The sequence below is a fragment of the Streptomyces durmitorensis genome (genome assembly GCF_023498005.1).
Taxonomy (GTDB): domain Bacteria; phylum Actinomycetota; class Actinomycetes; order Streptomycetales; family Streptomycetaceae; genus Streptomyces; species Streptomyces durmitorensis.
The window spans coordinates 7,673,154-7,695,141 of the sequence record NZ_CP097289.1 but is presented as its reverse complement, the minus strand read 5'-3'; the positions used below and the strand labels follow the sequence as shown (position 1 = coordinate 7,695,141).

Here is a 21,988-nt window from a genome sequence, read left to right as displayed (position 1 = left end):
CGGTGCGCACCGATACGCTGATGACCTGATCAACAGGTGTGCCGGGCAGGGAAGTCGGGAAGAGCCGCAGCAGCGAAGGTTTTGCGGCGTTGGGGGCGGCAGTGGCGGATGACGTATTCGACTTCAGGCCCGGGGCCCAGGTCCCGTTGTCCGGGGCCGCGGGGCAGACGGCGGCGACCCACGCCCTGGCGTCGGCCGCGTACCGCGACGACAAGGCCGCGAAGATCCTCGACGCCAACAACGAATGGCACAAGTCCGAGGTGAAGGACGGCCTTTGGTCGCTCTTCGCGCCGAATCTGGGCGAGGCGTTCGCGCGGGCCGTGCAGGTGCGGATGCTCGGCGGCGCCCGCAAGCCGCTCATCCAGTCCTTCGGCATGGAACCGCAGTCGATCGTCGAGCACTGCCTCGCCGCGAACAACATCCGCAAGGAGCGCGACCGCTGGCTCACCGTCGTGATGGTGCTGTGCGGGCTGCTCTTCCTGCCCGGACTCCTGGTCTGGCTGCTGCTCTTCACCGTCAAGCAGGCGGTCGTCAAGCGGGACAACAAGCGGGCGAGCGCGATCGCCACGGCCGCCATGGTCGCCATCGGCGTCCTCGCCGTGATCTTCCTCGTCAAGCTGCCGGTCGACGGCCTTCTTGGCTGGTACATCCGCGCGGCCATCGTCGTCCCCGTACTGGGCTGGTTCTGGGCCAAGATGATCGCCGAGCGCACCGCGAGGGACCTGCGCGACCGCTGGGGGAGCCTGCTCTCCGGCGGCGGCATCGGCGCCAAGATCCCCGAGGCGGTGCCGGGCAGCCCGGGTGAGACGGCCGCCGAGCAGCTCCGTCAGGGCCTCGCGCGCCTGTCGGCCGAGCAGCAGAGCAACTCGGTCTTCTACGCCGGCCCCAAGGGAATACTGGGCATGGGCACGCGCTGGGGCAGCTGGCAGCTCGCCGAGGAGCTGGTCTCCAGCAAGGAAGGCACGGAGATCCACCCCTTCCGCAGCTGGGACGTCATACGCGCGGTGCACGACCAGCTGCGGCTCCTGGAGCGCGGCCCGCTGCACACCGGCGGCTTCCCGACGCCGTCGATAAAGCACTGGATCGTCTCCCCCATCGGGGAGAACGCGAAGGCGGTCTCGCGCCCCAGCGGCACGGAGGTCGAGGCCTTCCAGGTCCGCGGCCACGAGATACAGCGGATCTGCAACGAGCAGCAGTTCGGCAGCGGCAACCGGCACTATCTGGGGGTCCAGTTCACGCTGTGGGACGGCCAGTTGGTCATCACGATGCTGATCACGGTGACCGTCCTGCACGAGACGCTGCGCATCGAGGTCACCGGCCACGCGCTCGGACCGGTCCACTCGCTGTTCACCAGCAAGCCCGACCCCAAGGTGAAGAAGGTCTCCAAGCCCATCAAGTTCTGGGAGACCACCGAGCGCAAACTGCCGCTGGTCGACGCCGACGAGGTCGTTCGCCTCGCGGTGCGCGCCCCCTTCACGTGGTATCCGCCGATCCTGGACCACCTCGGCGGCAAGCTGGTCCTGCCCGAGCCCTTCGGCCTGCGGCACGCCTGGGCGGACAAGCCCTGGCGGCACCGCTTCATGGCCGACGACGCCCTGCGCGCGGCCACACCGGTGCTGCGCGTGGTGCACTCGGCGGCCATCAAGGTGCTCGAGGAGAACGGCGTCGACACGGAGAAGTTCGGCAACCGCTCCGGCCTCCTCAGCGGACTGGTCCAGGACCCGATGCCGAGGAAGGCGGACGTGTACGACGCGTGAGGCGCCCTAGCGCGCGGCGGGCCAGGCGTCGGCCAGCATCTTGCGGGTGTCCGCGAGCAGCTGCGGCAGCACCTTCGTGTGGCCGACGACCGGCATGAAGTTCGTGTCCCCGCCCCAGCGCGGCACGAGGTGCTGATGCAGATGCGCGGCGATGCCGGCCCCCGCCACCGTGCCCTGGTTCATGCCGATGTTGAAGCCGTGCGCCCCGGACGCGGCGCGCAGCGCCGTCATGGCCTGCTTGGTGACCTCGGCGAGCTCGGCCGTCTCGAGGGCGGTCAGCTCCGTGTAGTCGGCGACGTGGCGGTAGGGCACGACCATCAAGTGGCCGCCGTTGTACGGGTAGAGGTTGAGCACCGCGTACACCTGCTCGCCGCGCGCGACGACCAGACCGTCCTCGTCGGATTTGGCCGGGATGGAGCAGAAGGGACAGCCGTCGTCGGCGCCCGGACCGCTCGGCTTGTTCTCGCCCTGGATGTACGCCATCCGGTGGGGCGTCCACAGGCGCTGGAACGCGTCCTGCGTCCCCACTCCGATCTGCTGCTCCGGCTCACTCGTCATGCAGTGCAGCATATGACTTAGCCCGATCGAAGCGTGTCGGCGGGGCGCCCGCCGGGCGCAGCACCGCGAAGCTGTGCAGATGACCCATGACAGCCGTCAGGCACGCTGGGAGAACCGCACGGAGGCGCCGCTGGCCGTGGCGTCGCTGCTCTACCTCGCCGCGTACGCGGTGCTGGTCCTGGCCTCCGGGCTGCCCGGGGCAGGGCGCGGCGTCTGTCTCGCGGTGATCTTCGCGGCCTGGGCCGCGTTCGCCGTGGACTACGCGGTGCGGTGGCGGCTGAGCGGGCAGGGACTGCGCTTCGTACGCGGCCACTGGCTGGACACCCTCGTCCTCGTCCTGCCCCTGCTGCGGCCGCTGCGCGTCGTGCACGTCTACGAAGCGGTCCAGCGCAGGCACGGGAAGCCGCGTCTCGCGCTGCACGCGCGCGTGGTCACGTACGCCGGTCTCTCGGCGCTGCTCCTCGGCTTCACCGGGGCGCTGGCCGTCTATCAGCAGGAGCACGCGGCGCGGGGCGCCACGATCCGCACGTTCGGGGACGCGGCGTGGTGGGCATCGGCCACGCTCGCGACCGTGGGCTACGGCGACGAGACGCCCGTGACGCCGCTGGGGCGGCTGATCGCGGTCGGCGTGATGCTCTGCGGCCTCGCGCTGCTCGGCGCGGTGACGGGAGCGTTCTCGTCGTGGCTGTTGCAGGTGTTCGCGCGGGAGGACGACGAGAGGCCCCCGGGACGGTGAACGTCCCGGGGGCCCGACCCCCGCGCGGGCGGGGACGGATCAGACCTGCTCGCGGCTCTCCACCACGTCGAGGAGCTTGGCGAGCGCCTGGTCGCGCGGGATGCCGTTCTCCTGCGAGCCGTCGCGGTAGCGGAAGGAGATCGTGCCCGCGTTCATGTCGTCGTCGCCGACGATGATCATGAAGGGGACCTTCAGCTTCTGCTGCGTCCTGATCTTCTTCTGCATGCGGTCCGACGAGGCGTCCACCTCGACCCGCAGGCCCTTCTTCTTGGCCTCGGCCGCGAACTCCTGGAGGTAGGGGATGTGCGCGTCCCCGACGGGGATGCCCACCGCCTGGACCGGGGCCAGCCACGGCGGCATCGCGCCCGCGTAGTGCTCGAGGAGCACGGCGAAGAACCGCTCGATGGACCCGAAGAGCGCGCGGTGGATCATCACCGGACGCTGCTTGCTGCCGTCCGGCGAGGTGTACTCGAGGTTGAAGCGCTCCGGCAGGTTGAAGTCGAGCTGCACGGTCGACATCTGCCAGGTGCGGCCGATGGCGTCCTTGCACTGCACGGAGATCTTCGGGCCGTAGAAGGCGGCGCCGCCCGGGTCGGGGACCAGCGGGAGGCCCTGCTTCTCGGCGACCTGCTGCAGCGTCGCGGTGGCCTCTTCCCAGATCTCGTCCGAGCCGACGAACTTCTCCGGGTCCTTGGTGGAGAGCTCCAGGTAGAAGTCGGTCAGGCCGTAGTCACGCAGGAGGTTCAGGACGAAGGTGAGCGTCTTGTCGAGCTCCTCCGCCATCTGCTCCTTGGTGCAGTAGATGTGCGCGTCGTCCTGGGTGAAGCCGCGGGCACGGGTCAGGCCGTGCACGACGCCGGACTTCTCGTAGCGGTACACCGTGCCGAACTCGAAGAGGCGCAGCGGCAGTTCACGGTAGGAACGCCCGCGCGCATCGAAGATCAGGTTGTGCATCGGGCAGTTCATGGGCTTGAGGTAGTAGTCCACGCCCTCGTCGAGCTGCATGGGCGGGTACATGCCGTCGGCGTACCAGTCCAGGTGGCCCGAGGTCTCGAAGAGCTTCCCCTTCGTGGCGTGCGGGGTGTAGACGAACTCGTACCCCTCCTCCTCGTGACGGCGCCGCGAGTAGTCCTCCATGACCCGGCGGATGATGCCGCCCTTGGGGTGGAAGACCGCGAGGCCCGAGCCGATCTGCTCCGGGATGGAGAAGAGGTCCAGCTCGCTGCCGAGCTTGCGGTGGTCGCGCTTCTCGGCCTCGGCGAGGAACTCCAGGTGGGCCTTGAGCTCGTCCTTGGTGGGCCAGGCGGTGCCGTAGATGCGCTGGAGCATCGGGTTCTTCTCGCTGCCGCGCCAGTACGCCGCGGCGTTGCGCATCAGCTTGAACGCCGGGATGTTGCGGGTGGTGGGCAGGTGGGGACCGCGGCAGAGGTCCTTCCAGCACAGGTCGCCGGTCTTCGGGTCGAGGTTGTCGTAGATGGTCAGCTCGCCGCCGCCCACCTCGACGTCCGCGCCGTCGTCGCTGGACGCGGAGCCCTTGATGCCGATGAGCTCCAGCTTGTACGGCTCGTCGGCGAGCTCCTCGCGGGCGGCCTCGTCGGTGACGACGCGGCGCGAGAAGCGCTGACCGCGCTTCTGGATCTCCTGCATCTTCTTCTCGATGGCCTTGAGATCCTCGGGCGTGAACGGCTTCTCGACGTCGAAGTCGTAGTAGAAGCCGTTCTGGACCGGCGGGCCGATGCCCAGCTTGGCCTCGGGGAAGAGCTCCTGCACGGCCTGCGCCATCACGTGCGCGGTGGAGTGGCGCAGGATGTTCAGGCCGTCCTCGGAGGAGATCTCGACCGGCTCGACCTCCTCGCCGTCCTGCACGGCGTACGCGAGGTCCTTCAGCTCGCCGGCCACACGGGCGGCGACGATGGTGCGCTCACCGGCGAAGAGTTCGGCGGCCGTAGTGCCCGTCGTCACCACGCGCTCTTCCCGCTCGGAATCGCGTTGGATGATCACACGGACGTCTGACACCGGTCTTCTCCTACCTGAAGGGGGTCGCGGCAGATCTGCTCCTGCGCGCGAAACGAATCGTACCGAGCCGGGGGCGCCCATCGCGAAACGGTTGTCTCCCCGGCCCCGGCCGCACCCGCCCCAGGCGCCCCTAGTCGCCGCTGCACGCCTCCTCGAAGAAGTCGAGATTCTCCTGGAGGGACTTCATCAGGCGGTCCTTCTCCGCGTCGTCCACCTGCACCGGCACCACTCCACAGGCCCCGGTGAGCCGCCGGAACCCGCCCCGGCTCTCCAGGCGCCCGTGCACCCGGATCGGAAGGCCCACGAGGTGGGCATGGCCCGCGATGCGGTACGACTCCTCGTCGAGGGTCATGCGTACGTGGGGGACGTCCGCCCCTGCGAGCACCCGCACCCGCACGGTGCCCTCACCCCGCGGCCCCGACCGCCGCATCCGCACCACGGCCCCCGTGATCCGCACCGGCATCGCAGGCTCGTCCCGCAGATAGCGGGCGCTCGCCTCCCGCAGCACCGTCAGGTCACCGGGCGAGAACTCGACGGGCTCCGCATCGACGGCGCACCCCTCGGGCACCCCGGCGGCCGGCGCCCACTCCACGGCGATCCGCGCCCCTTCCGTGCCCCGCACCAGGGCCACGACGGCCTCGGTCAGCTCATGGCTGACGCCCGCCTCCACGGCACCGTCGAAGGCGTCCATGCCACCGGTGGCGCGTTGGTAGTCGACGGCCTCGCGGACCGCGTACAGCGCCTGGTGCAGCCGCACCGCGATCAGGCGCCCGGTCAGGACGGGCACGAACGCGGTGAGCTGGCGCCCACCGGGAGCGGGCCCGACCAGGACGCTCTCCAGGGAAGCGGCGGCGGGCCCACGGTGCCGCGCCCCGTAGTACCCGGCACGGCCGCGCGCCGCGAGGGCTCCCGCGAGCAGCATCTGCCGTGCCGCCGCCCGCAGTTGCTCCTCCGCCGTCCAGGTCGCGGCGCCCGCGGGACCCAGCGGGACATCCCGCCACCAGCGGATCTCGTCGCTGGGCACGGTGAGCCCGACGAGCACGTCACGCGCGGACGGCGACGCACTGCGCGACAGCGCGGTGAGCGCCTCGCCCAGCAGGTCCTCGCAGTCGGGGAAGGCCCTGCTCTCCGGCACGAGCAGACTCGTGCCGGAGCCGCCGGGTCCCGGAGGGCTCCAGCGGGCGTAGCGCCCCGCCGCTCCCCCGCGCCGGTGCCAGCCGTGCCGGTCCAGCAGCGCGCCGAGCACGGCGGGGTCGACCTGCGCGGGGTCGAGCGGACCCAGCGGATCGGCCCAGGCGCCCGCGGCTTCAACGGGGTGCGGGCGAACGGAACGTAGCGGCTCTTCGATCGGGCGGTGCATCAGGGTCTCCCTCCCGTCCCGACCCGCGTCATGATCTCGCAGAGGGCCCTGTCGTCGAAGATCCGCGAGGTCGGGACGCGCACGGTGGTCCTGCGCCGGCCGGTCACCTGGTGTCCGGCGAGGTTGGTCCAGTAGCAGCAGTGCCGCAGGTCGAGCCGGTCGTGGCTCGCGCGCAGCCAGTCGTCCTGCGACCGGGGCACGAGCATCACGACCAGGATCTTGTGCACCGCGACCGGGGTCCGGGCGAGCTTCTCCAGGTGCGGGTTGTCGAGCGTGAAGGAGAAGGCGGCGCCCGGGGGGTTCGGCGGTATCTGGTACGTGCACTTGAGCTGCACCTTGATGGTGACTTCGTCGTCGACCGTGTGCCCGGGGGCGCTGTGGCTGACGTGCCAGTCGATCCCGTTGTCCGGGAAGGGCTGCGAGAGCGAGCACCCCGCCGCGGCGGCGACGGCGTGCAGATAACCCACCTGAAGGGTCTCCATGCAGGCGGTGGTGGCGAGTGTGCCGCGCGGCGGTGCGATCCGCTCGGGCAGCAGCCCACCCTTTTCGGGCTGCGCGAGCGCCATGTGCAACGAGCCTTCCGAACCAGTGAATCCCCGCTTCGGGCCGGTCAATTCCGGGGCCCTGTACCTCTGTTGTCTCCGGGCTGCGTACAGCGCAAACGGCCCGGGTATCACCGGTGTGGGCAGGGGAGGAAAGCCATCTGCCGGACATGATCGAGGAGTTGCGTCACTATGACGTGCTGGTACGAGGGGCCCTTGGCCGCATTCGACACGGAGACCACGGGCGTCGATGTCGAGACCGACCGCATTGTGTCGGCCGCCGTCGTCGTCCAGCAAGGTGCGGGCACCCGCCCGCGGATCACTCGCTGGCTGGTGAACCCGGGCGTTCCCGTGCCCGCGGGCGCCACCGCGGTGCACGGCCTGACGGAGGAACATCTCCAGCACAACGGCCGCTGGCCCGCGCCGGTGATGGAGGAGATAGCGAGGGAACTGGCGGAGCAGGGTGCGGCGGGCCGCCCCATCGTCGTCATGAACGCACCGTTCGATCTGACGATCCTGGACCGGGAGTTGCGCAGGCACCGCGCGTCGTCGCTCAGCCACTACATGGCGGGCTCGTCCCTGTGCGTCCTGGATCCGCGGGTCCTGGACAAGCAGCTCGACCGTTACCGCAAGGGCCGCCGCACCCTGACCGATCTGTGCGCGCACTACGCGGTGGAACTGGACGAGGCGCACGACGCGGCGGCCGACGCGCAGGCCGCGCTGGATGTCGTGCGTGCCGTGGGTCAGCGCTTCGCGTCCCGGCTCGAACGGCTCTCGCCTGCCGAGCTGCACGCGCTCCAGGCGGTGTGGCACGCGGCGCAGGCGCGCGGTCTGCAGGCCTGGTTCGCGCGCAGCGGTACGCCGGAGGCCGTGGATCCGGCCTGGCCCCTGCGGCCCGAAATGCCTGCGGCAGCCTGACGGTCCGTACGAGTGCGGGCATGAAGCTGTGGTGGCATGAAGCTGTGTTGGCATGAAAAAAACCGGTCCGTCGGTGACGGACCGGCATTCTCCGGGTGGGCGATACTGGGTTCGAACCAGTGACCTCTTCGGTGTGAACGAAGCGCTCTCCCACTGAGCTAATCGCCCGGGAACGGACTGAACAATACAGGTCTTCGCGGGTTTCCTTCAAACCGCTTCCGCGGAAGCCGTCAGTCCCCCCTCAAGTCCCCTCCGAGGTGCTCCTTCAGACCTCGCTCGCCCGCGCGCATCATCAGCGCGTGGTTGAGGAGGAAGACGGGTCTCCCGGGCACGGCGAGGCGCCGCATCAGCGGTTTGCGCACCACCACTTCCTGCTCGTAGACCGCCTGTGTCCCGTCCGGCACGGCCGTGACGGTCCAGCGCGCCCAGCCCTCCAGATCCCCGGTCATCGCGATCTCCAGGACTCCGCTCTCCGGGTCGCGGAGCCGCTCCTCGCCGGTGACGAACAGGTCGTACGGCAGGAGGGAGCGGAAGCGCGCGGTGCCGCTGTGCTCGTCCACGGGGGTCACCTCACGCACCTGGGGCCACCACGCCGGATAGTCCTCGGCGCGTTCGAGGACGGCGTACACGTCACAGGGCGGTGCGGGCACGTTCCAGATGCTGCGGAAGCGGTAGTGGCTCCAGTCCATGGTCCGAGTCTGCCGGTAGGGCGTCCGATCTGAGTACGTACTGAGTATCCGCACCGATGTCGGTTGCTGTGTCCTGGACCACACTCCACGCCATGACGAACATTCCGCCCCCGGCCGAGGAGCTCCGCGTCCTCGACCTGGAGCTGCACCGACTCGACGCGCGCAGGTCGCAGTTGCTGCAACGCCGCGCCTGGCTGATCACCGCCCTGCAAGCGGCAGCGGCACCCGCCCCCGCTCCCCCGCGGCCGGCCCGCGCCCCGGAGGCCACACCGCCGAACGTGCAGAACGCGCTGCTCACGCTGGGCGGCATCCTGCTGACCATCGCGGCGATCGCCTTCACGCTGGTGAGCTGGGGCCATCTCGGCATCGGCGGCCGCAGCGCCGTCCTCGCGGCCGTGACGCTCACGGCACTCGGCGTGCCCGCGCTCCTTCTGCGCCGGAAGCTGCGTTCGACGGCGGAGACGGTGGCCGCGCTCGGCCTCGCCCTGACCGCCCTGGACGCGTACGCCCTCCGTGCCGTCGCCCTGCCACAGGCCGACGCCCTGGGCTACACGGCGGCCGCGTCCGCCGGGCTCGCGGCGCTGTGGGCGGCGTACGGACTGCTCTTCCGCGAGCTGCGGCTGCCCTTGCCGCTGGCCGTGGCGACCGCTCAACTCCCGTTGTTCCTCTGGGCGCGCGCCGCGGAGGCGGGTGACCACGCGACGACTGCGGCGCTTCTGGTGACGGCGGCGTTCGACGTCGCCATCGCGCTGCGGGTCGGGGACCCGGCCGTACGCGTCATCGCGACCGTCGGCGCCTGCGCCACGGGGCTGTGGGGCGCGGCGAGCTCGGGGTATCTGTCCTGGTCCGCCACGGATCTGCCCGACGCGGCGCGGGCGAGCGCGCTCCTGATGCTTGCCGCGTCGATCGCGCTGGTGGCTGCGTGGCTGATCACGCAGGCGACGGGCGCGGCGTTCGCGGGCGGCCTGCTCGTGGCGGCCGCGGCCGGTGGTGTGCTGCGCGAGGCGCTGCCCTCCGCATGGACGGTCCCCGGCTATCTGGCGTGCGGCATCGCGCTGTTGGCGGTCGTACGCACCGCCCTGCCGCGCCCCGTCCTGCGTGGGATCGCCGGTGCGGCGCTCCTGGTGCACGCGCTCGCGGCGCTGTGGACGCTGCCCGCGTTCGTCACCGCCCTGTTCGGGCCCGTGAGTTGGGCCGGAAAGGCGTGGTCGGGCGCGCCGGAGGACGCGGGGGACGCGTTCGCCGTATCCGGACTGCCCGTCCAACACCCCGTCATGGCCTCGCTCGTCCTCGCGGCGGTCGCCGGGGCGCTGTTCGCGGCGGCCCGTCTTCTGCCCGCGATCATTGAGCTGCCGGGGACGCTGCCGCGCAGCCGGTCAGCTGCCGCCGCAGCGGCACCATCCGCCGCCCCTGCCTCAGGTCCCGGCGCGGCGCCGACCGCGGCGCCCGGTGCGGATCCTGCCACCGGTCCCGATGCGGGGTCCGCAACGAGGCCGGGCGCAGAGCCTTCGGCGGATGCCGGTGCGGAGCGGGGCGCCGAACCGCCCCTCGCCCCCGCCTCGGGTCCGTCCGGCGCACCTCACCTCAACACCCCCGCCATCACCCGCTCCGGCGCCCTGACCCTCGCCTGGGCCGCCCTTCTCATCCTCCCCTCCGCACTCCAACTCCCCTATGCGGCCGGGGTGTCGGCGTACGTCGTCCTGACCGCCGCCCTGCTCGCCGTCGCGTCGCGCGTCGCCTCGAAGGCGGTCGCCCTCACCTCGCTGAGCCTGGCGGTCGCCTCCTCGGTGAGCGTCGCGTTCCTTGCCCTGGCCACCACTGAGGCGACGCTCGGCACTCTCGGCGCCCTGACGGCTCTGTTCCTGGCGGCGACAGTGCTCGCGGCCCGCCGTCAGGCACCCGTGCCCGGTGTGGCGCCCGCCGCCGTCGGTGCGGCCGTCGCGTACGCCACCGCGCTCGCCTGTGCCACGGGCGCCGCCTGGAACCTGCGTCCGGACCACACCGGGCTGCTCATGCTGGTCGTCCCCGCGCTCAGCGCCCTCGCCGCGGCCCGGCTCGGCCGTCACCCGCTGACGCCGCCGGTGGAGATCACCGGGGCCCTCGCGGGCGGACTCGCCGTCGTCCTCACCACGGGGCACGCGACGACCCTTGCCCTGGCCCTCGCGCTGGGTGGCGTCATCGCCGCGGGCACCGCGCTCCGCACGGACCGCCGCCCCGTCGGGTACGCGGCCGGTGCGCTGTTCCTCCTGGCGACCTGGGTACGCCTGGCCGCCTGGGACGTCGGCACCCCGGAGGCGTACACCCTGCCGGTCACCGTCCCCGCCCTCCTGATCGGCGTGCTGCGGCGCCGCCGCTCCCCAGAGACGTCCTCCTGGACCGCGTACGGCCCCGGCCTCGCCGCGACCCTCCTGCCGAGCCTCATCGCCGCCTGGAGCGACGCGCACTGGCAGCGCCCGCTGCTCCTGGGCACCGCGGCCCTGCTGATCACGCTGGTGGGCGCCCGGCACCGGCTACAGGCTCCGCTGGTGCTCGGCGGCGCGGTCCTCGCGCTGGACGCGCTGCACGAACTGGCGCCCTACATCGTCCAAGTGGTGGACGCCCTGCCGCGCTGGCTGCCGCCCGCGCTGGCCGGACTCCTGCTCCTCGCCATCGGCGCCACGTACGAACAGCGGCTGCGTGACGCACGCCGGGTGCGTGACGTTCTCGGCAGAATGCACTGACTCCGCTTTTCCCGCGCGGCAGCCGACGGGACGTCAATTCCCTTGTGCCGCACGGGAAAGCGAGCGAATACGACTGCGGCCCGGAGGCTTAAAAGCCTCCGGGCCGCAGTTCCGGGGTGGGCGATACTGGGTTCGAACCAGTGACCTCTTCGGTGTGAACGAAGCGCTCTCCCACTGAGCTAATCGCCCCGGGCGCACGGAGAACATTACCGCATGTCAGCGGGTGCCTCCGACCGCCTGGAGTCACCCGGAGGTCACTCCTTGATCTTCCAAGGCATCTCGAACCCGAACTTCCAGACGTAGATCGCGACGAGCACGGCGATGATCACCAGGCCGATGGTCGTCAGGATGATGTTGCGGCGTCGGACCTTGGGGTCGAGCGCGCGCTGCGCCGCCTCCGTGACCTTCCGCTTCGTCCAGCGAAGGACCAGCTGGGCCCAGACGAACTCGGTCGCCCAGATCGCCATTCCGCCGAAGATCACCAGCCAGCCCGGTCCGGGCAGCGGCAGCATCACGATGCCCGCGGCAACCACAGCGAGACCGACGATGAACACGCCGACCTGCCAGCTGAGGTGCAGCGCCTTGCGGGCCTGGATGAACTCCGGCGCACGCGATCCGAGTGGCTGTTCGTCCTTCGTACCGGTGATTGTTTCAGCAACCCCCGGCTCGTTACTCCCCGTATTCATACGGCCAAACCCTACCGGACGGAAACCCGTCACCGGAATGGCCGTACCGACCGAACAAACAACCCGCCGTACGAGCTACCTAAAGACACCCAAAACCCTCAGAGGGGTTTACAACGGCACCGTAGGTGGCATGTCGATTTCGCCGACGTGCGAATCCCCGAGCGCACACTGAGCGAAAGGCCCTGGCGCTTATGAACACCACGGTCAGCTGCGAGCTGCACCTGCGCCTCGTTGTGTCGAGCGAGTCCTCACTGCCTGTACCCGCAGGACTGCGGTATGACACGGCCGATCCCTATGCCGTGCACGCCACCTTCCACACCGGAGCCGAGGAAACCGTCGAGTGGGTGTTCGCCCGCGACCTCCTCGCCGAGGGCCTGCACCGGCCCACCGGTACCGGCGACGTCCGAGTCTGGCCGTCCCGGAGCCACGGTCAGGGTGTTGTCTGCATCGCCCTGAGTTCCCCCGAGGGTGAGGCTCTGCTCGAGGCCCCGGCGCGGGCCCTGGAATCGTTCCTGAAGCGAACCGATGCGGCCGTGCCGCCCGGCACGGAACACCGCCACTTCGATCTGGATACGGAGCTCTCGCACATCCTGGCCGAAAGTTAGCTCCAGGCCGCGCGAGAGCGCCCGGCGCCGTCCGACTCGGGGCGACGGCTCGGGCATGACAACCGCACAGTGCAGACACACCGGCGCCGTCGCCGCGGACTCCCGCGGCGACGGCGCCGGTGTGTCCTGTCGCGAAGCCGCTAGCATCGGCCAGCATCGGCGGGCACCCTTCCCCGGGCTCTCCAGGAGCGCGGGGAGAGCCCACTACCCCCAGGCCAGGGAGCAAATCGTGCTGATCACCCACGACACCCGGTGCGCACTCGACGCCGTGGTCGATCTGGTGAACACCGCGCCGGACGACGACAGCGCCGGGACGGAGGGGCTCGCGGACCTAGCAGCCTTGGGCGAGTTCGTACGAAACCACGACATAAGTGACGTCGGGGTGCTCTCGGAGCGTGACCTGACCGGCGTCCGGCACATCCGGAGCCGCTTCCGGGAAGTCTTCGCGGCGCCCGAGCCGCAGGCCGCGGCGGCGGTGATCAACGAACTGATCGCCGCGGCGGGCACCACGCCCCGGCTCACCGACCACGACGGCTACGACTGGCACGTGCACTACTTCGCGCCCGGCGCCTCCATCGCCGACCACCTCGCGGCGGACTGCGGGATGGCGCTCGCGTTCTTCGTGGTCGCCGGCGAGCAGGAGCGGCTGCGGCGCTGCGAGGCCCCGGACTGCCGGCACGCCTTCGTCGACCTCTCCCGCAACCGCTCGCGCCGCTACTGCGACAGCCGGACCTGCGGCAACCGACTGCACGTCGCCGCCTACCGGGCCCGGCGCAAGGAAGCGGCGGGCTGAGGCCCCAACCGCGACGGCCCGGAGAACCCCCAGAGCCCTCAGAGCCCCCAGAGCACTTAGCGCGCTTAGAGCCCCAGCAGATCGTGCAACGAACCCATCAGGATCAGGACGCCGATCACCGCCAGGAAGATCATCAGGGGTGGCTGGGAGAGCGCGAACAGACAGCCCTTGGGCTCTTCCGTCGCGGCTCGCTCATCGGTCGGCGGGGCGGCATCGCCCGGTGCGGTCTCCAGCATCTCGCGGCGATGATGACTCAGTCCCGGGGGTACCGATGACCAACACGCCCGGAAAGCGGGGGAGTTCGCCGCATTCCGTGACCTGCAAAAGTCCAGCGTCCCGCCCGTTCCGTCCATGGCTCACCAGCGACGCACCTCGTCAGACTCGGCGGCACCGCCACACGAACGAGGGAGCCTCATGCCCATCGAACGCAGACGGTTGTTGACGACCGCGCTCGGCGCGACCGCGGCAGCGCTCACGCCGCTCGCCACGGCGCCCTCCGCATCCGGCGCCCCCTCGGCCGCCTGGCACCGGGTCCCCCACCGCGGCATCCGCCCCGACGACCCGGCGGGCCGTGCCCCGCTGGCCAATCCCCGCCGCGGGTTCCGATACGAGATGTCGTACAACGCCGTGGACCTCACGAGCCCCTGGCCGAACGAACAGGACCACTCCCCCGACTCCGCGCGGACGCTCGATCTCCTGGAGCGCGAGTACGGCCCCGGCGCGAACCTCACCCAGCTGTACTTCTACCTCTGGGACTTCGCGACCTCCACGATCCCGCCGAGCGCGCTCGACAACATCGAGAGCGTCCTGCGCGGGCTGCGCCGCAAGGGATACGCGGCGGTCCTGCGCTTCGTGTACGACGACGGAGTGCGGGAGAACCGTCGCTACACCGTGCAGGACATCCAGCGCCACATCGGACAGCTGGCGCCGGTCGTCGCGCGCAACAGCGATGTGGTGGCCGTCTGGCAGGCCGGCTTCCTCGGCACGTGGGGCGAGTGGCACGGCAGTCACTACGCCCACGAGACCTACCCCGACGCCGTCACCGCCATCATGACGAGCCTCGTCGAAGCGCTGCCGCCGGGACTGCACACCCAGGTCCGCTACGCCGAGAAGCGCGACATGATCACCAACAGGGCGATCCTGGACCGGATCGGTTTCCACAACGACTACGTGACGCTCGGCGAGGGCGAGTGGGACTACTACGTCCCCGGCAACCCGGGCTGGCCCAGCTATCTCGACGTCTCGCGGACGCGGATGATGGACGGGGAGATGCCGTGGGACAAGGGGCAGAGCACGGATCCGTACGCGTGGAGCACCGTCATCCCCGGGGTGGCCGCCGCGCGGCGGCTCCAGACGCTCCGGTTCGACAGCCTCTCCCTGGTGCACAACGCCACGGTGACCGTCCCCGCCTGGAAGACGGCGGAGCTCACCGAGCGACAGACGGTGGACGCGCTGCTTCCGGTCTCGGACGGCTACTTCCGGGGGCGTGACGGGCGGCCGGTGGCGCGCACGCAGTTCGAGTATCTGCGGGATCACCTGGGCTACCGGATCGAGGTGCGCGAGGCTCGCCACGACCTCTCCGCCGCCCGGCGCGGCCGCCTTCCCGTGCAGGTCGACGTGGTCAACCGCGGCTTCGCGGCGCCGAAGCACCCGCGTCCCGTCCGGCTCGTGCTCCTGGACGCGGACGGGCGGACGGTGGCCTCCACGGACACCGGGGCGGACTGGCGGGACTGGCGGCCGCAGGGGCGTGCGGAGACCGGGGACGACCACTCGGGGCCTGCCGTGGCCACCGTGAGCGGAGAGCTCGCGGTGCCCGCCGGGGCGCGCGGACCGCATCGCGTGGGTCTGGCCCTGCCCGACCCCGCGTTCCCCGGAAGAGGGCGCGCGGTGAGGTGTGCGAACGCGTCGGTGGAGTGGGTCGAGGGCGTGAACGTGATCGCGAAGGTGCGGCTGGGCGGCTGACCTGCGGGGCGGGAGCCCCTCCCGTCAGGTGCCGTGCTCCGTCAGATGCCGTGCTTCTTCAGGATGGCCTCGATGTCGCTGAAGTCCTCCTTGGGCGCGGCCGCCTTCGGCTGGGCCGCGGGCTGGGCGGCCGGGCGGGCGCCCTGGCCCAGGGAGGGCGCGGACGCCGCGGGGGCCACCGCCTCGCGCTGGGCCGCCTTCGCGGCCTTGCGCTCCTTGCGGGTGCCGCCGGAGCGGCGCTCCACGGCGCGGGTGATCATGAAGAGCAGCCAGGCGACGCCGAGCACGCCGAAGCCCGCCCAGGCCTTCATGCTGAAGGCGGTGTCGGCCAGCCATCCCACGACACCGGTCATCACCAGGCCCACCGGGACCAGGGAATAGGCGGCGAGGCGCGTCGCCGCGAGGAAACGCTTGCGATAGGCCGTGATCGCGGCGATGCCGAGGCCGGCCGCGGATACGGCGGAACAGACGGTCTCGGCAATCATCCGGTCCTCCAGGCGTGCGGGCGTGCGGGCGTAGACGGTGACACTGTCGCCCTTCCATCCTGCACCGGGTGGCCCCCCACAGGCCACGCCCCGAGCGGACTTCAGGGACATATCAGGGTCAGGTCTCCTCCGCAGGTTCCGGTCGGCGTCCCGGGCCCCGGTTGGGAGCCGGTCGCGGGGCTGGAAGACTGGGGCCCATGAGCGACTCTGCCCCCGCCGCCCCCACCGGTCCCCTCGTCATCGACATCTGGTGCGAGCTGGAGTGCCCGGACTGCCGGACCGCCCTCGACGACGTACGCACGCTCCGCGACCGCTACGGCGACCGCGTCGAGCTGCGCCTTCGGCACTTCCCCCTCGAGAAGCACAAGCACGCCTTCGCCGCCGCCCAGGCCGCCGAGGAGGCCTTCGAGCAGGGGCAGGGCTGGCCGTACGTCGAGGCCGTGCTCGGCCGGGCCGAGGAGCTGACCCGCAAGGGCGAACCCTTCCTGGTCGAGGTGGCCCGTGAACTGGGCCTGGACGCCGAGGAGTTCGACACCGCCCTCGTCGACGGACGCCACATGCTGATCGTCGATGCAGACCAGGCCGAGGGCAAGGCGATCGGCGTCACCGGGACACCGACGTACGTCATCGGGGGCGAGCGCCTCGACGGCGGGAAGAGCCAGGACGGCCTGCTCGAGCGGGTCGAGGAGATCACGGACCTCCTGCTCGCGGCCTCCGGGCAGCACGGTTCCTAGAGCAGCTGCTTGTAGACGTAGTACATGACCGGTTCGTAGCCGAGCGACTCGTACAGGCGCAGGGCCGGGGTGTTGCCCGCGAAGACGTTGAGGCCCATGCGGGTCAGGCCCACCGCACGGGCCTGGGTCTCCGCGAGGAGCATCAGGGAGCGGCCGTGGCCGCGTCCGCGGTGCTCCTCGTCGACCTCGACGTCGAAGACGAACGCGTCGCCGTCGCGCAGCGCGAGCCAGAGGGTGCCGACCTTCGTGCCCTCCTGTGTCAGCACGCTGAGGCTGGTGCCGGGGGTCGCGAGGCCCTGCGGCAGGTGGTCGGCGTGGTCCGCGTCGGACTTGGCGCGCGCCTCCGCCTCCGGGACGCCGCGCTCGATCCACGTCTGGGCGTAGTCCTCCTTCTCGCGGGCCAGCCACACCTCGTACTCGTCCTCGGTCATCTCCCGCCCCTCGATGCCCGGCGGCAGCGCGGGCGGCTCGGCGCTCAGGGGCTTGACCATGTGGCGGTTGCGCTCCTGGTAGCCGAGGGACACGGCGAGGCGGTGGGCCGCCGCGGCCTCGGCGGGCACGGCCACTTCGATCCGCTCGCAGCCCCAGCCGCGCACCACCTCCTCGGCGGCGAGCACGGCGACGGTGGCGCGGCCGCGTCTGCGGTCGGGTTCCTTGATGCTCAGATCGCGCATCTCGGCGACACCGGGGCCGAACACGGCGTGCGTGGCGAGTTCTATCCCGCCCACAGGACGGCTGTTCACGCGCACTTCGTACGTGCGTGACTTCGCGCCGTCAGCGCTCTGCTGAAGCGGCCCGGTCGGCCGCAGGGTCGTGGTCATCAGTGGTGTTCTACCCGCCCTGCGGCTCGTGCGTCATCAGGATTGCCAGCAGTTGGGCCCTCTGGCCCGACCGGTTCACGGGTCGAGGTCGTCCGCCGCCCGCTCGTCGAAGACCCGCATCGCCTTGGCGGTCACCGGACCCGGCGCGCCCGGCAGTTCGCGCCCGTCGATCCGCCGCACGGCCTGGACGTCACGGAGTGTCGAGGTCAGGAACACCTCGTCGGCACGGTCCAGGACGTCGAGCGGTAGATCGGTCTCGCGCGCGTTCGTCCACTCGGCGGCCAACGCGCGCGTGATGCCCGCCAGACACCCGGAGGCGACCGGCGGCGTGTGGATCTCGCCGTCGAGCACGACGAAGACGTTCGATCCCGTGCCTTCGCACAGCTGCCCCACCGTGTTGGCGAACAGCGCCTCCGAAGCGCCCTCCTCGCGGGCGCGCGCGAGGGCGACGACGTTCTCGGCGTACGACGTGGTCTTCAGGCCGGTCAGGGCGCCGCGCTCGTTGCGGGTCCACGGCACCGTGATCACGGCGGTCGTGTCGGAGCGCCTGCCGGCCTCGCCGACGGCGACGACAAAGGTCTGCCCCTGGTCACCACGGTCCGAGCCGAGCGGCGAGAGACCTCCGGTGTACGTGATGCGCAGCCGTCCGAGCGGCAGCGGGTTGGCGTCGAGAACGGCGGCGCAGGCCGCGCGCACCTCGTCGAGGTCCGGCTCGGGCAGGCCGAGGCCGCGTGCCGAACGGGCGAGCCGGTCCAGGTGCCGGGTCAGCGCGAAGGGCCGCCCCTGGACCGACTTCACCGTCTCGAAGATTCCGTCGCCGACGGTCAGTCCGTGGTCGAGCACGGAGACGCGGGCGGTCTCGATGTCCTGCAGGCCACCGTTGAGCCAGATCTTCACTGAAGGGTTCCTCCACTCACTTCGTACGCTCCCGACGCTACCGCCAGCAGTCTTTCCGCCTTCAGCTCGGTCTCCCGCCACTCCCCCTCGGGGTCCGAGCCCCAGGTGATCCCCGCGCCGGTGCCGAACCGCAGCACGCCCCGCGCGCGGTCGAACCAGAAGGTGCGGATGCCGACGGCCAGTTCGCCGGTCCCCCGGTCGGCGTCGACCCAGCCGATGCCGCCGCAGTACGGGCCGCGGGGCGCGGTCTCCAGGGCGTCGATGATGCGCAGGGCGCTGGACTTGGGGGCGCCGGTGACGGAACCGGGCGGGAAGGCGGCGGCGAAGAGTTCGGGCCAGCCGGCGTCGGGGCCCAGCTCGCCCCGGACGGTGGAGACGAGGTGGACGAGCCCGGGGTGCTTCTCGATCACGCACAGGTCGGGGACCGTCACGGAGCCGGTCACGCATATCCGCCCGAGGTCGTTGCGGACGAGGTCCACGATCATGACGTTCTCGGCGTAGTCCTTCTCCAGGAGATCCGCCTCGGTGCGGCCCGTGCCCTTGATCGGCCCCGACTCGACGACGCGGCCCTCGCGCCGCAGGAACAGCTCCGGTGACGCCGTCGCTATCTCCAGCCCGTGCTCGGGCAGCCGGATCGTTCCGGCGTACGGAGCGGGGTTGCCGCGCGCGAGGAGCGCGGTCAGGGCGTCGACGTCCACACCCTCCGGGCCGTCCGGAACCGGCGCGGACAGCACGCGGCAGAGGTTCGCCTGATAGACGTCGCCCGCCGCGATGTGTTCGCGCACCCGCCGCACCCCGTCCACGTACGCGGCGCGGTCGAGCGACGACGTCCAGTCACCGGCGGCGGGACCCCGCCAGGCCCCCGGCACCGGAGCGGGCACCGGCTCCTCGCGTACGTCGTCGAAGCGGGCGCAGACCAGTTCGCCCTCGAAGCTCGCGGAGACCGCCCAGAAACCGCGGGAGTCCAGGGCCGAGGGATCGCTGGTCACGTCCCTGAGGCCGGTCGCGAGCAGGCCGCCGAAGCGCGCCATGGGCTGGGCCGCCCCGGAGGGGGGCCGGGAGGACATCTGAGGGGCGCTGTGCACGCCTGTGAGTCTATGACCGGTGTCCTGGTGGCGCCCCGGGCCGGTGACAGCGCAGCACGCTGCGCAAACGCGTTTTTGTACTGGCCCAGGAATCCGCTAGAGTTCAACACGTCGCCGGGACGCGCAAGCGGGCCGGGAAAGACAAGCGGACGTAGCTCAGTTGGTAGAGCGCAACCTTGCCAAGGTTGAGGTCGCCAGTTCGAACCTGGTCGTCCGCTCGCAGGAAGTGGGGGATCTTCCCGAACCCCCGCACTCCTGGTGGAGTGGCCGAGAGGCGAGGCAACGGCCTGCAAAGCCGTCTACACGGGTTCAAATCCCGTCTCCACCTCCAAGCGCGATTAGCTCAGCGGGAGAGCGCTTCCCTGACACGGAAGAGGTCACTGGTTCAATCCCAGTATCGCGCACGCAGAACTGAAAAACCCCTGGTCCCGTATGGTGTGGGACCGTCCCGCGCGATTAGCTCAGCGGGAGAGCGCTTCCCTGACACGGAAGAGGTCACTGGTTCAATCCCAGTATCGCGCACGCAGTACGCATCACACGCAGGTTGACCCGCGCGATTAGCTCAGCGGGAGAGCGCTTCCCTGACACGGAAGAGGTCACTGGTTCAATCCCAGTATCGCGCACCATCCGCACGAAGCCCCCGGCCGTTCCCACGGCCGGGGGCTTCGTCGTTCCTCCGGTCAGGAGGAGAAGAGCATGTGCCCGAAGCTCTTGTGACGCTTGTTGTGGCCGTAGTGCCCACCGTGACCGCCGTGGTGGCCGCCGTGGGGGGCACCGTGCTGGGGAGCGCCCCACTGCGGGGCGGGAGCGGCCGGGTACGCCTGCGGGGCGGGCGGCGGGGGCGGGGCCTGCTGGCCGCCCCACTGGGACTCGACCCGGCTCAGGGCCTCGAGCTCGCCGTAGTCGAGGAATATCCCGCGGCAACCGCTGCACTGCTCGATCTGGACGCCATTGCGGTTGTACGTGTGCATCGGTGCATGGCACTTGGGACACTGCATGGTCGGCTCAACTCCTCGCCGGTCGTGAATGCTTGGCCGGATCTCTGCCCGGCTTCGGTGCGTTGCACCCTACTTCGTGGTGGTGGGCGCCAACTCCGGCGGGAGGGCCGCCATTCGATCACAGGCGTCGACCACCGCCTGCTCGATCTCGTCGAGTGGCCGGTTCTCCCTGACGGACTTGGCGACGGCGAGGGCCGCGGTCTGCGCGGTGAGGGCGCGGGCCGGTACGTCGAGGGCGGGCCAGGGGTCCGCGCCGTCCGCCGGGACCGCGGGCCCGCGTGCCGCGCGGTAGGCGGTGAGGAAGCGGGTCCATTCGTCCGGGGCCAGGAGGCCGCAGGCGTACCAGGCCGCGGGGCGGGCCAGGTCCCAGCCGGGGTCGCCGAGGCCGAGGTCGTCGACGTCGATGAGCAGCCAGCGTCCTTCGGGGGTGCGGACCAGCTGGCCCAGGTGCAGGTCACCGTGGCACAGGAGCTTGGGGAGGGGGGCCGGGGCCTCGGCCCGGGCCCAGGCGGGGAGCGTGGCCCAGGCCCGCTCGACGGGGGCGGCCGCGGGGTGCGCTCCCGCGTCCCGCATCCGCGTCATCGCCCGTGCGGCCTTCGTGGGGCCGCGCATGTCCGGGAGCGGGTGCGGGAGTTCGGCCGGGGACGTGGCGTGCAGGCGGGCGAGGAGGGTGGCGGCGGCTTCCCAGGGGGCGGCGTCGGGGTCGTCCCGATCCACCGGGGTGCCGGCCGGCCAGAAGGTGACCAGGCGGCCGTCGAGCGGGACGGCCGCATCGCCCAGCGGAGGAAGCAGGGTGCCGCTCAGGGCGGCGGCGACTTTCAGCCGGGCCGTGAGCTCGGTGGGGTCCGTACCGGGGGCGTGGGCCTTGGCGACGGTGTCGCCGTGCCGGACGACCGTGGCGTCGTCCCGGTCCGCCAAGACGGCATCAGGGGCGCAGGCGCAAGCGAGCGGGGTGCGGTGGGCTGTGTGGCGGACCTTGGCGGTCAGCGCGGACAGCAAGGCGGTCACGGGTCCCCCGGCGTGCGTCGATCGGTGTTCCCCGTGAGCGTACGCGGGCCGGATCTCCAGCCCGTCCGGCGTTCGAGGACGAGCGCGGCGGAGTCGGTGACAGGGGTGCGCAAAGCTGCCGCGAGCCGTGATTCCCGTACGCCGGAGGCAAAGAAGTGCCCGCGCAGCTCCCCAGCTGCGCGGGCATTTCTCGTGCCGTCCGCCGCACCCCCGTCCCCACGGGGTTTCCTGGCCGGATGTCCCCGCCCGGACCGCTCATCCGGGCCTGGGGCGCCGCTCAGCGCCCCAGCATCACGCCCACGGACGACGCCTGTGTGACCACTGCTTCCCAGCCGCCGAAGACGACCACCAGCAGGGCCGCCAGAGGAAGAACCATGGCCGTCGCCACCAGGGGGTGGCGCGTGCCGGACGGGCGAACGCCGAACGAGGCGAAGGCCTTCCGTCCTTGCGTGCGGACCATTGCCCGCGGTGCCGTGTCCGCCATGGTTCCTCTCCTGACCGAGTCTGTATGAATTTGGCAGCGGCGGGTGTCTGACCTCGGGGGACGAGTGCTGCACCCGCCGCTTGACCTCAAATCTAGGTGTGCCGGGGGTCTCGGTCGTCATGCCCTCGTACCGA

The 21,988-nt window shown here is 71.2% G+C and carries 22 protein-coding genes and 7 tRNA genes; 13 read left to right on the top strand and 16 right to left on the bottom strand.

The window, feature by feature from the left end; all coding sequences use genetic code 11:
• Nucleotides 1–89: 89 nt before the first annotated feature.
• Complete coding sequence (locus tag M4V62_RS34455) at nt 90–1,757, top strand: hypothetical protein (protein ID WP_249591096.1); 1,668 nt, start codon at nt 90–92, stop codon at nt 1,755–1,757.
• Nucleotides 1,758–1,763: 6 nt separating this feature from the next.
• Here M4V62_RS34455 and M4V62_RS34450 read toward each other — a convergent pair whose 3' ends face one another.
• Nucleotides 1,764–2,327, bottom strand: a complete 564-nt coding sequence (locus M4V62_RS34450) for an HIT family protein (RefSeq protein ID WP_249591095.1) — start codon at nt 2,325–2,327, stop codon at nt 1,764–1,766.
• A 67-nt stretch (nt 2,328–2,394) separates the two neighbouring features.
• Between M4V62_RS34450 and M4V62_RS34445 the strand changes: the two genes are divergently transcribed.
• Nucleotides 2,395–3,051 carry a potassium channel family protein gene (locus M4V62_RS34445; protein ID WP_249591094.1) on the top strand — a complete coding sequence of 219 codons (657 nt, stop codon included), beginning with the start codon at nt 2,395–2,397 and terminating at the stop codon, nt 3,049–3,051.
• Nucleotides 3,052–3,090: 39 nt separating this feature from the next.
• Here M4V62_RS34445 and thrS read toward each other — a convergent pair whose 3' ends face one another.
• The 3 genes from thrS to M4V62_RS34430 form a co-directional block, all read right to left on the bottom strand.
• Nucleotides 3,091–5,067 (bottom strand): threonine--tRNA ligase, encoded by a 1,977-nt coding sequence (gene thrS / locus M4V62_RS34440; RefSeq protein WP_249591093.1) that lies wholly within the window; start codon nt 5,065–5,067, stop codon nt 3,091–3,093.
• Between the two features lie 130 nt (nt 5,068–5,197).
• On the bottom strand, nt 5,198–6,430 hold the full coding sequence (locus M4V62_RS34435) for a hypothetical protein (protein ID WP_249593132.1): 1,233 nt from the start codon (nt 6,428–6,430) through the stop codon (nt 5,198–5,200).
• The gene (locus M4V62_RS34430) at nt 6,427–6,993 is read right to left on the bottom strand and encodes a DUF4365 domain-containing protein (RefSeq protein ID WP_249591092.1); all 567 of its coding nucleotides are present in this window, start codon (nt 6,991–6,993) and stop codon (nt 6,427–6,429) included. The genes M4V62_RS34435 and M4V62_RS34430 overlap by 4 nt, the downstream gene beginning before the upstream one ends.
• A 168-nt stretch (nt 6,994–7,161) precedes the next feature.
• Here M4V62_RS34430 and M4V62_RS34425 point away from each other — a divergent pair, with 168 nt between their 5' ends.
• Nucleotides 7,162–7,887, top strand: a complete 726-nt coding sequence (locus tag M4V62_RS34425) for a 3'-5' exonuclease (RefSeq protein WP_249591091.1) — start codon at nt 7,162–7,164, stop codon at nt 7,885–7,887.
• Between the two features lie 96 nt (nt 7,888–7,983).
• Here the strand turns inward: M4V62_RS34425 and M4V62_RS34420 are convergent.
• Both M4V62_RS34420 and M4V62_RS34415 read right to left on the bottom strand, forming a co-directional pair.
• Nucleotides 7,984–8,055, bottom strand: a tRNA-Val gene (locus tag M4V62_RS34420).
• A 62-nt stretch (nt 8,056–8,117) separates the two neighbouring features.
• Complete coding sequence (locus M4V62_RS34415; RefSeq protein ID WP_249591090.1) at nt 8,118–8,576, bottom strand: SRPBCC family protein; 459 nt, start codon at nt 8,574–8,576, stop codon at nt 8,118–8,120.
• Nucleotides 8,577–8,668: 92 nt separating this feature from the next.
• Here M4V62_RS34415 and M4V62_RS34410 point away from each other — a divergent pair, with 92 nt between their 5' ends.
• Complete coding sequence (locus M4V62_RS34410; RefSeq protein ID WP_249591089.1) at nt 8,669–11,296, top strand: SCO7613 C-terminal domain-containing membrane protein; 2,628 nt, start codon at nt 8,669–8,671, stop codon at nt 11,294–11,296.
• 117 nt (nt 11,297–11,413) lie between these two features.
• Here the strand turns inward: M4V62_RS34410 and M4V62_RS34405 are convergent.
• Both M4V62_RS34405 and M4V62_RS34400 read right to left on the bottom strand, forming a co-directional pair.
• A tRNA-Val gene (locus M4V62_RS34405) sits at nt 11,414–11,485 on the bottom strand.
• Nucleotides 11,486–11,550: 65 nt separating this feature from the next.
• Nucleotides 11,551–11,982 (bottom strand): TIGR02611 family protein, encoded by a 432-nt coding sequence (locus M4V62_RS34400; protein WP_249591088.1) that lies wholly within the window; start codon nt 11,980–11,982, stop codon nt 11,551–11,553.
• A 191-nt stretch (nt 11,983–12,173) separates the two neighbouring features.
• Here M4V62_RS34400 and M4V62_RS34395 point away from each other — a divergent pair, with 191 nt between their 5' ends.
• Nucleotides 12,174–12,587: an SsgA family sporulation/cell division regulator gene (locus M4V62_RS34395; RefSeq protein ID WP_003959770.1), complete on the top strand. Its 414-nt coding sequence runs from the start codon at nt 12,174–12,176 to the stop codon at nt 12,585–12,587.
• Nucleotides 12,588–12,816: 229 nt separating this feature from the next.
• The gene (locus tag M4V62_RS34390) at nt 12,817–13,380 is read left to right on the top strand and encodes a CGNR zinc finger domain-containing protein (protein ID WP_249591087.1); all 564 of its coding nucleotides are present in this window, start codon (nt 12,817–12,819) and stop codon (nt 13,378–13,380) included.
• A 65-nt stretch (nt 13,381–13,445) separates the two neighbouring features.
• Here M4V62_RS34390 and M4V62_RS34385 read toward each other — a convergent pair whose 3' ends face one another.
• The gene (locus M4V62_RS34385; protein WP_249591086.1) at nt 13,446–13,616 is read right to left on the bottom strand and encodes a hypothetical protein; all 171 of its coding nucleotides are present in this window, start codon (nt 13,614–13,616) and stop codon (nt 13,446–13,448) included.
• A gap of 178 nt (nt 13,617–13,794) precedes the next feature.
• Between M4V62_RS34385 and M4V62_RS34380 the strand changes: the two genes are divergently transcribed.
• Nucleotides 13,795–15,342, top strand: coding sequence for a DUF4874 domain-containing protein (locus M4V62_RS34380; RefSeq protein ID WP_249591085.1), 1,548 nt, complete (start codon nt 13,795–13,797; stop codon nt 15,340–15,342).
• Nucleotides 15,343–15,383: 41 nt separating this feature from the next.
• Here M4V62_RS34380 and M4V62_RS34375 read toward each other — a convergent pair whose 3' ends face one another.
• Nucleotides 15,384–15,827, bottom strand: a complete 444-nt coding sequence (locus tag M4V62_RS34375; RefSeq protein WP_249591084.1) for a hypothetical protein — start codon at nt 15,825–15,827, stop codon at nt 15,384–15,386.
• A 197-nt stretch (nt 15,828–16,024) separates the two neighbouring features.
• Between M4V62_RS34375 and M4V62_RS34370 the strand changes: the two genes are divergently transcribed.
• Nucleotides 16,025–16,561 (top strand): DsbA family protein, encoded by a 537-nt coding sequence (locus M4V62_RS34370; RefSeq protein ID WP_249591083.1) that lies wholly within the window; start codon nt 16,025–16,027, stop codon nt 16,559–16,561.
• On the opposite strand, the gene M4V62_RS34365 is transcribed toward M4V62_RS34370, so the two are convergent.
• The 3 genes from M4V62_RS34365 to M4V62_RS34355 form a co-directional block, all read right to left on the bottom strand.
• The gene (locus tag M4V62_RS34365) at nt 16,558–17,382 is read right to left on the bottom strand and encodes a GNAT family N-acetyltransferase (RefSeq protein ID WP_249591082.1); all 825 of its coding nucleotides are present in this window, start codon (nt 17,380–17,382) and stop codon (nt 16,558–16,560) included. The genes M4V62_RS34370 and M4V62_RS34365 overlap by 4 nt on opposite strands.
• Before the next feature lie 75 nt (nt 17,383–17,457).
• Nucleotides 17,458–18,279 (bottom strand): aminotransferase class IV, encoded by an 822-nt coding sequence (locus M4V62_RS34360; protein WP_249591081.1) that lies wholly within the window; start codon nt 18,277–18,279, stop codon nt 17,458–17,460.
• Nucleotides 18,276–19,346, bottom strand: a complete 1,071-nt coding sequence (locus M4V62_RS34355; protein WP_249593131.1) for a chorismate-binding protein — start codon at nt 19,344–19,346, stop codon at nt 18,276–18,278. Before M4V62_RS34355 ends, M4V62_RS34360 begins: the two co-directional genes overlap by 4 nt.
• A gap of 163 nt (nt 19,347–19,509) precedes the next feature.
• On the opposite strand from M4V62_RS34355, the gene M4V62_RS34350 reads away from it, so the two are divergent.
• The 5 genes from M4V62_RS34350 (at nt 19,510) to M4V62_RS34330 (ending at nt 19,990) form a co-directional block, all read left to right on the top strand.
• Nucleotides 19,510–19,582 (top strand) — tRNA-Gly (locus tag M4V62_RS34350).
• A gap of 39 nt (nt 19,583–19,621) precedes the next feature.
• Nucleotides 19,622–19,695 (top strand) — tRNA-Cys (locus M4V62_RS34345).
• Between the two features lies 1 nt (nt 19,696).
• Nucleotides 19,697–19,768, top strand: a tRNA-Val gene (locus tag M4V62_RS34340).
• A gap of 46 nt (nt 19,769–19,814) precedes the next feature.
• Nucleotides 19,815–19,886: transfer RNA gene (locus M4V62_RS34335), tRNA-Val, on the top strand.
• Nucleotides 19,887–19,915: 29 nt separating this feature from the next.
• Nucleotides 19,916–19,990: transfer RNA gene (locus M4V62_RS34330), tRNA-Val, on the top strand.
• A gap of 54 nt (nt 19,991–20,044) precedes the next feature.
• Here M4V62_RS34330 and M4V62_RS34325 read toward each other — a convergent pair.
• The 3 genes from M4V62_RS34325 to M4V62_RS34315 form a co-directional block, all read right to left on the bottom strand.
• The gene (locus tag M4V62_RS34325; RefSeq protein ID WP_249591080.1) at nt 20,045–20,362 is read right to left on the bottom strand and encodes a TFIIB-type zinc ribbon-containing protein; all 318 of its coding nucleotides are present in this window, start codon (nt 20,360–20,362) and stop codon (nt 20,045–20,047) included.
• A 69-nt stretch (nt 20,363–20,431) separates the two neighbouring features.
• On the bottom strand, nt 20,432–21,370 hold the full coding sequence (locus M4V62_RS34320; RefSeq protein WP_249591079.1) for an aminoglycoside phosphotransferase family protein: 939 nt from the start codon (nt 21,368–21,370) through the stop codon (nt 20,432–20,434).
• A gap of 277 nt (nt 21,371–21,647) precedes the next feature.
• Entirely contained in the window at nt 21,648–21,854 is a 207-nt protein-coding gene (locus M4V62_RS34315; RefSeq protein WP_249591078.1) for a hypothetical protein, read from the bottom strand.
• Nucleotides 21,855–21,988 lie beyond the last annotated feature (134 nt).

Excerpts from the sequence above, each read along its gene's own strand:
- M4V62_RS34450 (WP_249591095.1), bottom strand. The coding sequence starts at position 2,327 with ATGCTGCACTGCATGACGAGTGAGCCGGAGCAGCAGATCGGAGTGGGG.
- M4V62_RS34445 (WP_249591094.1), top strand. The coding sequence starts at position 2,395 with ATGACCCATGACAGCCGTCAGGCACGCTGGGAGAACCGCACGGAGGCG.
- M4V62_RS34430 (WP_249591092.1), bottom strand. The coding sequence starts at position 6,993 with ATGGCGCTCGCGCAGCCCGAAAAGGGTGGGCTGCTGCCCGAGCGGATC.
- M4V62_RS34425 (WP_249591091.1), top strand. The coding sequence starts at position 7,162 with ATGACGTGCTGGTACGAGGGGCCCTTGGCCGCATTCGACACGGAGACC.
- M4V62_RS34415 (WP_249591090.1), bottom strand. The coding sequence starts at position 8,576 with ATGGACTGGAGCCACTACCGCTTCCGCAGCATCTGGAACGTGCCCGCA.
- M4V62_RS34410 (WP_249591089.1), top strand. The coding sequence starts at position 8,669 with ATGACGAACATTCCGCCCCCGGCCGAGGAGCTCCGCGTCCTCGACCTG.
- M4V62_RS34400 (WP_249591088.1), bottom strand. The coding sequence starts at position 11,982 with ATGAATACGGGGAGTAACGAGCCGGGGGTTGCTGAAACAATCACCGGT.
- M4V62_RS34395 (WP_003959770.1), top strand. The coding sequence starts at position 12,174 with ATGAACACCACGGTCAGCTGCGAGCTGCACCTGCGCCTCGTTGTGTCG.
- M4V62_RS34385 (WP_249591086.1), bottom strand. The coding sequence starts at position 13,616 with ATGCTGGAGACCGCACCGGGCGATGCCGCCCCGCCGACCGATGAGCGA.
- M4V62_RS34380 (WP_249591085.1), top strand. The coding sequence starts at position 13,795 with ATGCCCATCGAACGCAGACGGTTGTTGACGACCGCGCTCGGCGCGACC.
- M4V62_RS34375 (WP_249591084.1), bottom strand. The coding sequence starts at position 15,827 with ATGATTGCCGAGACCGTCTGTTCCGCCGTATCCGCGGCCGGCCTCGGC.
- M4V62_RS34370 (WP_249591083.1), top strand. The coding sequence starts at position 16,025 with ATGAGCGACTCTGCCCCCGCCGCCCCCACCGGTCCCCTCGTCATCGAC.
- M4V62_RS34365 (WP_249591082.1), bottom strand. The coding sequence starts at position 17,382 with ATGACCACGACCCTGCGGCCGACCGGGCCGCTTCAGCAGAGCGCTGAC.
- M4V62_RS34355 (WP_249593131.1), bottom strand. The coding sequence starts at position 19,346 with ATGTCCTCCCGGCCCCCCTCCGGGGCGGCCCAGCCCATGGCGCGCTTC.
- M4V62_RS34325 (WP_249591080.1), bottom strand. The coding sequence starts at position 20,362 with ATGCAGTGTCCCAAGTGCCATGCACCGATGCACACGTACAACCGCAAT.
- M4V62_RS34315 (WP_249591078.1), bottom strand. The coding sequence starts at position 21,854 with ATGGCGGACACGGCACCGCGGGCAATGGTCCGCACGCAAGGACGGAAG.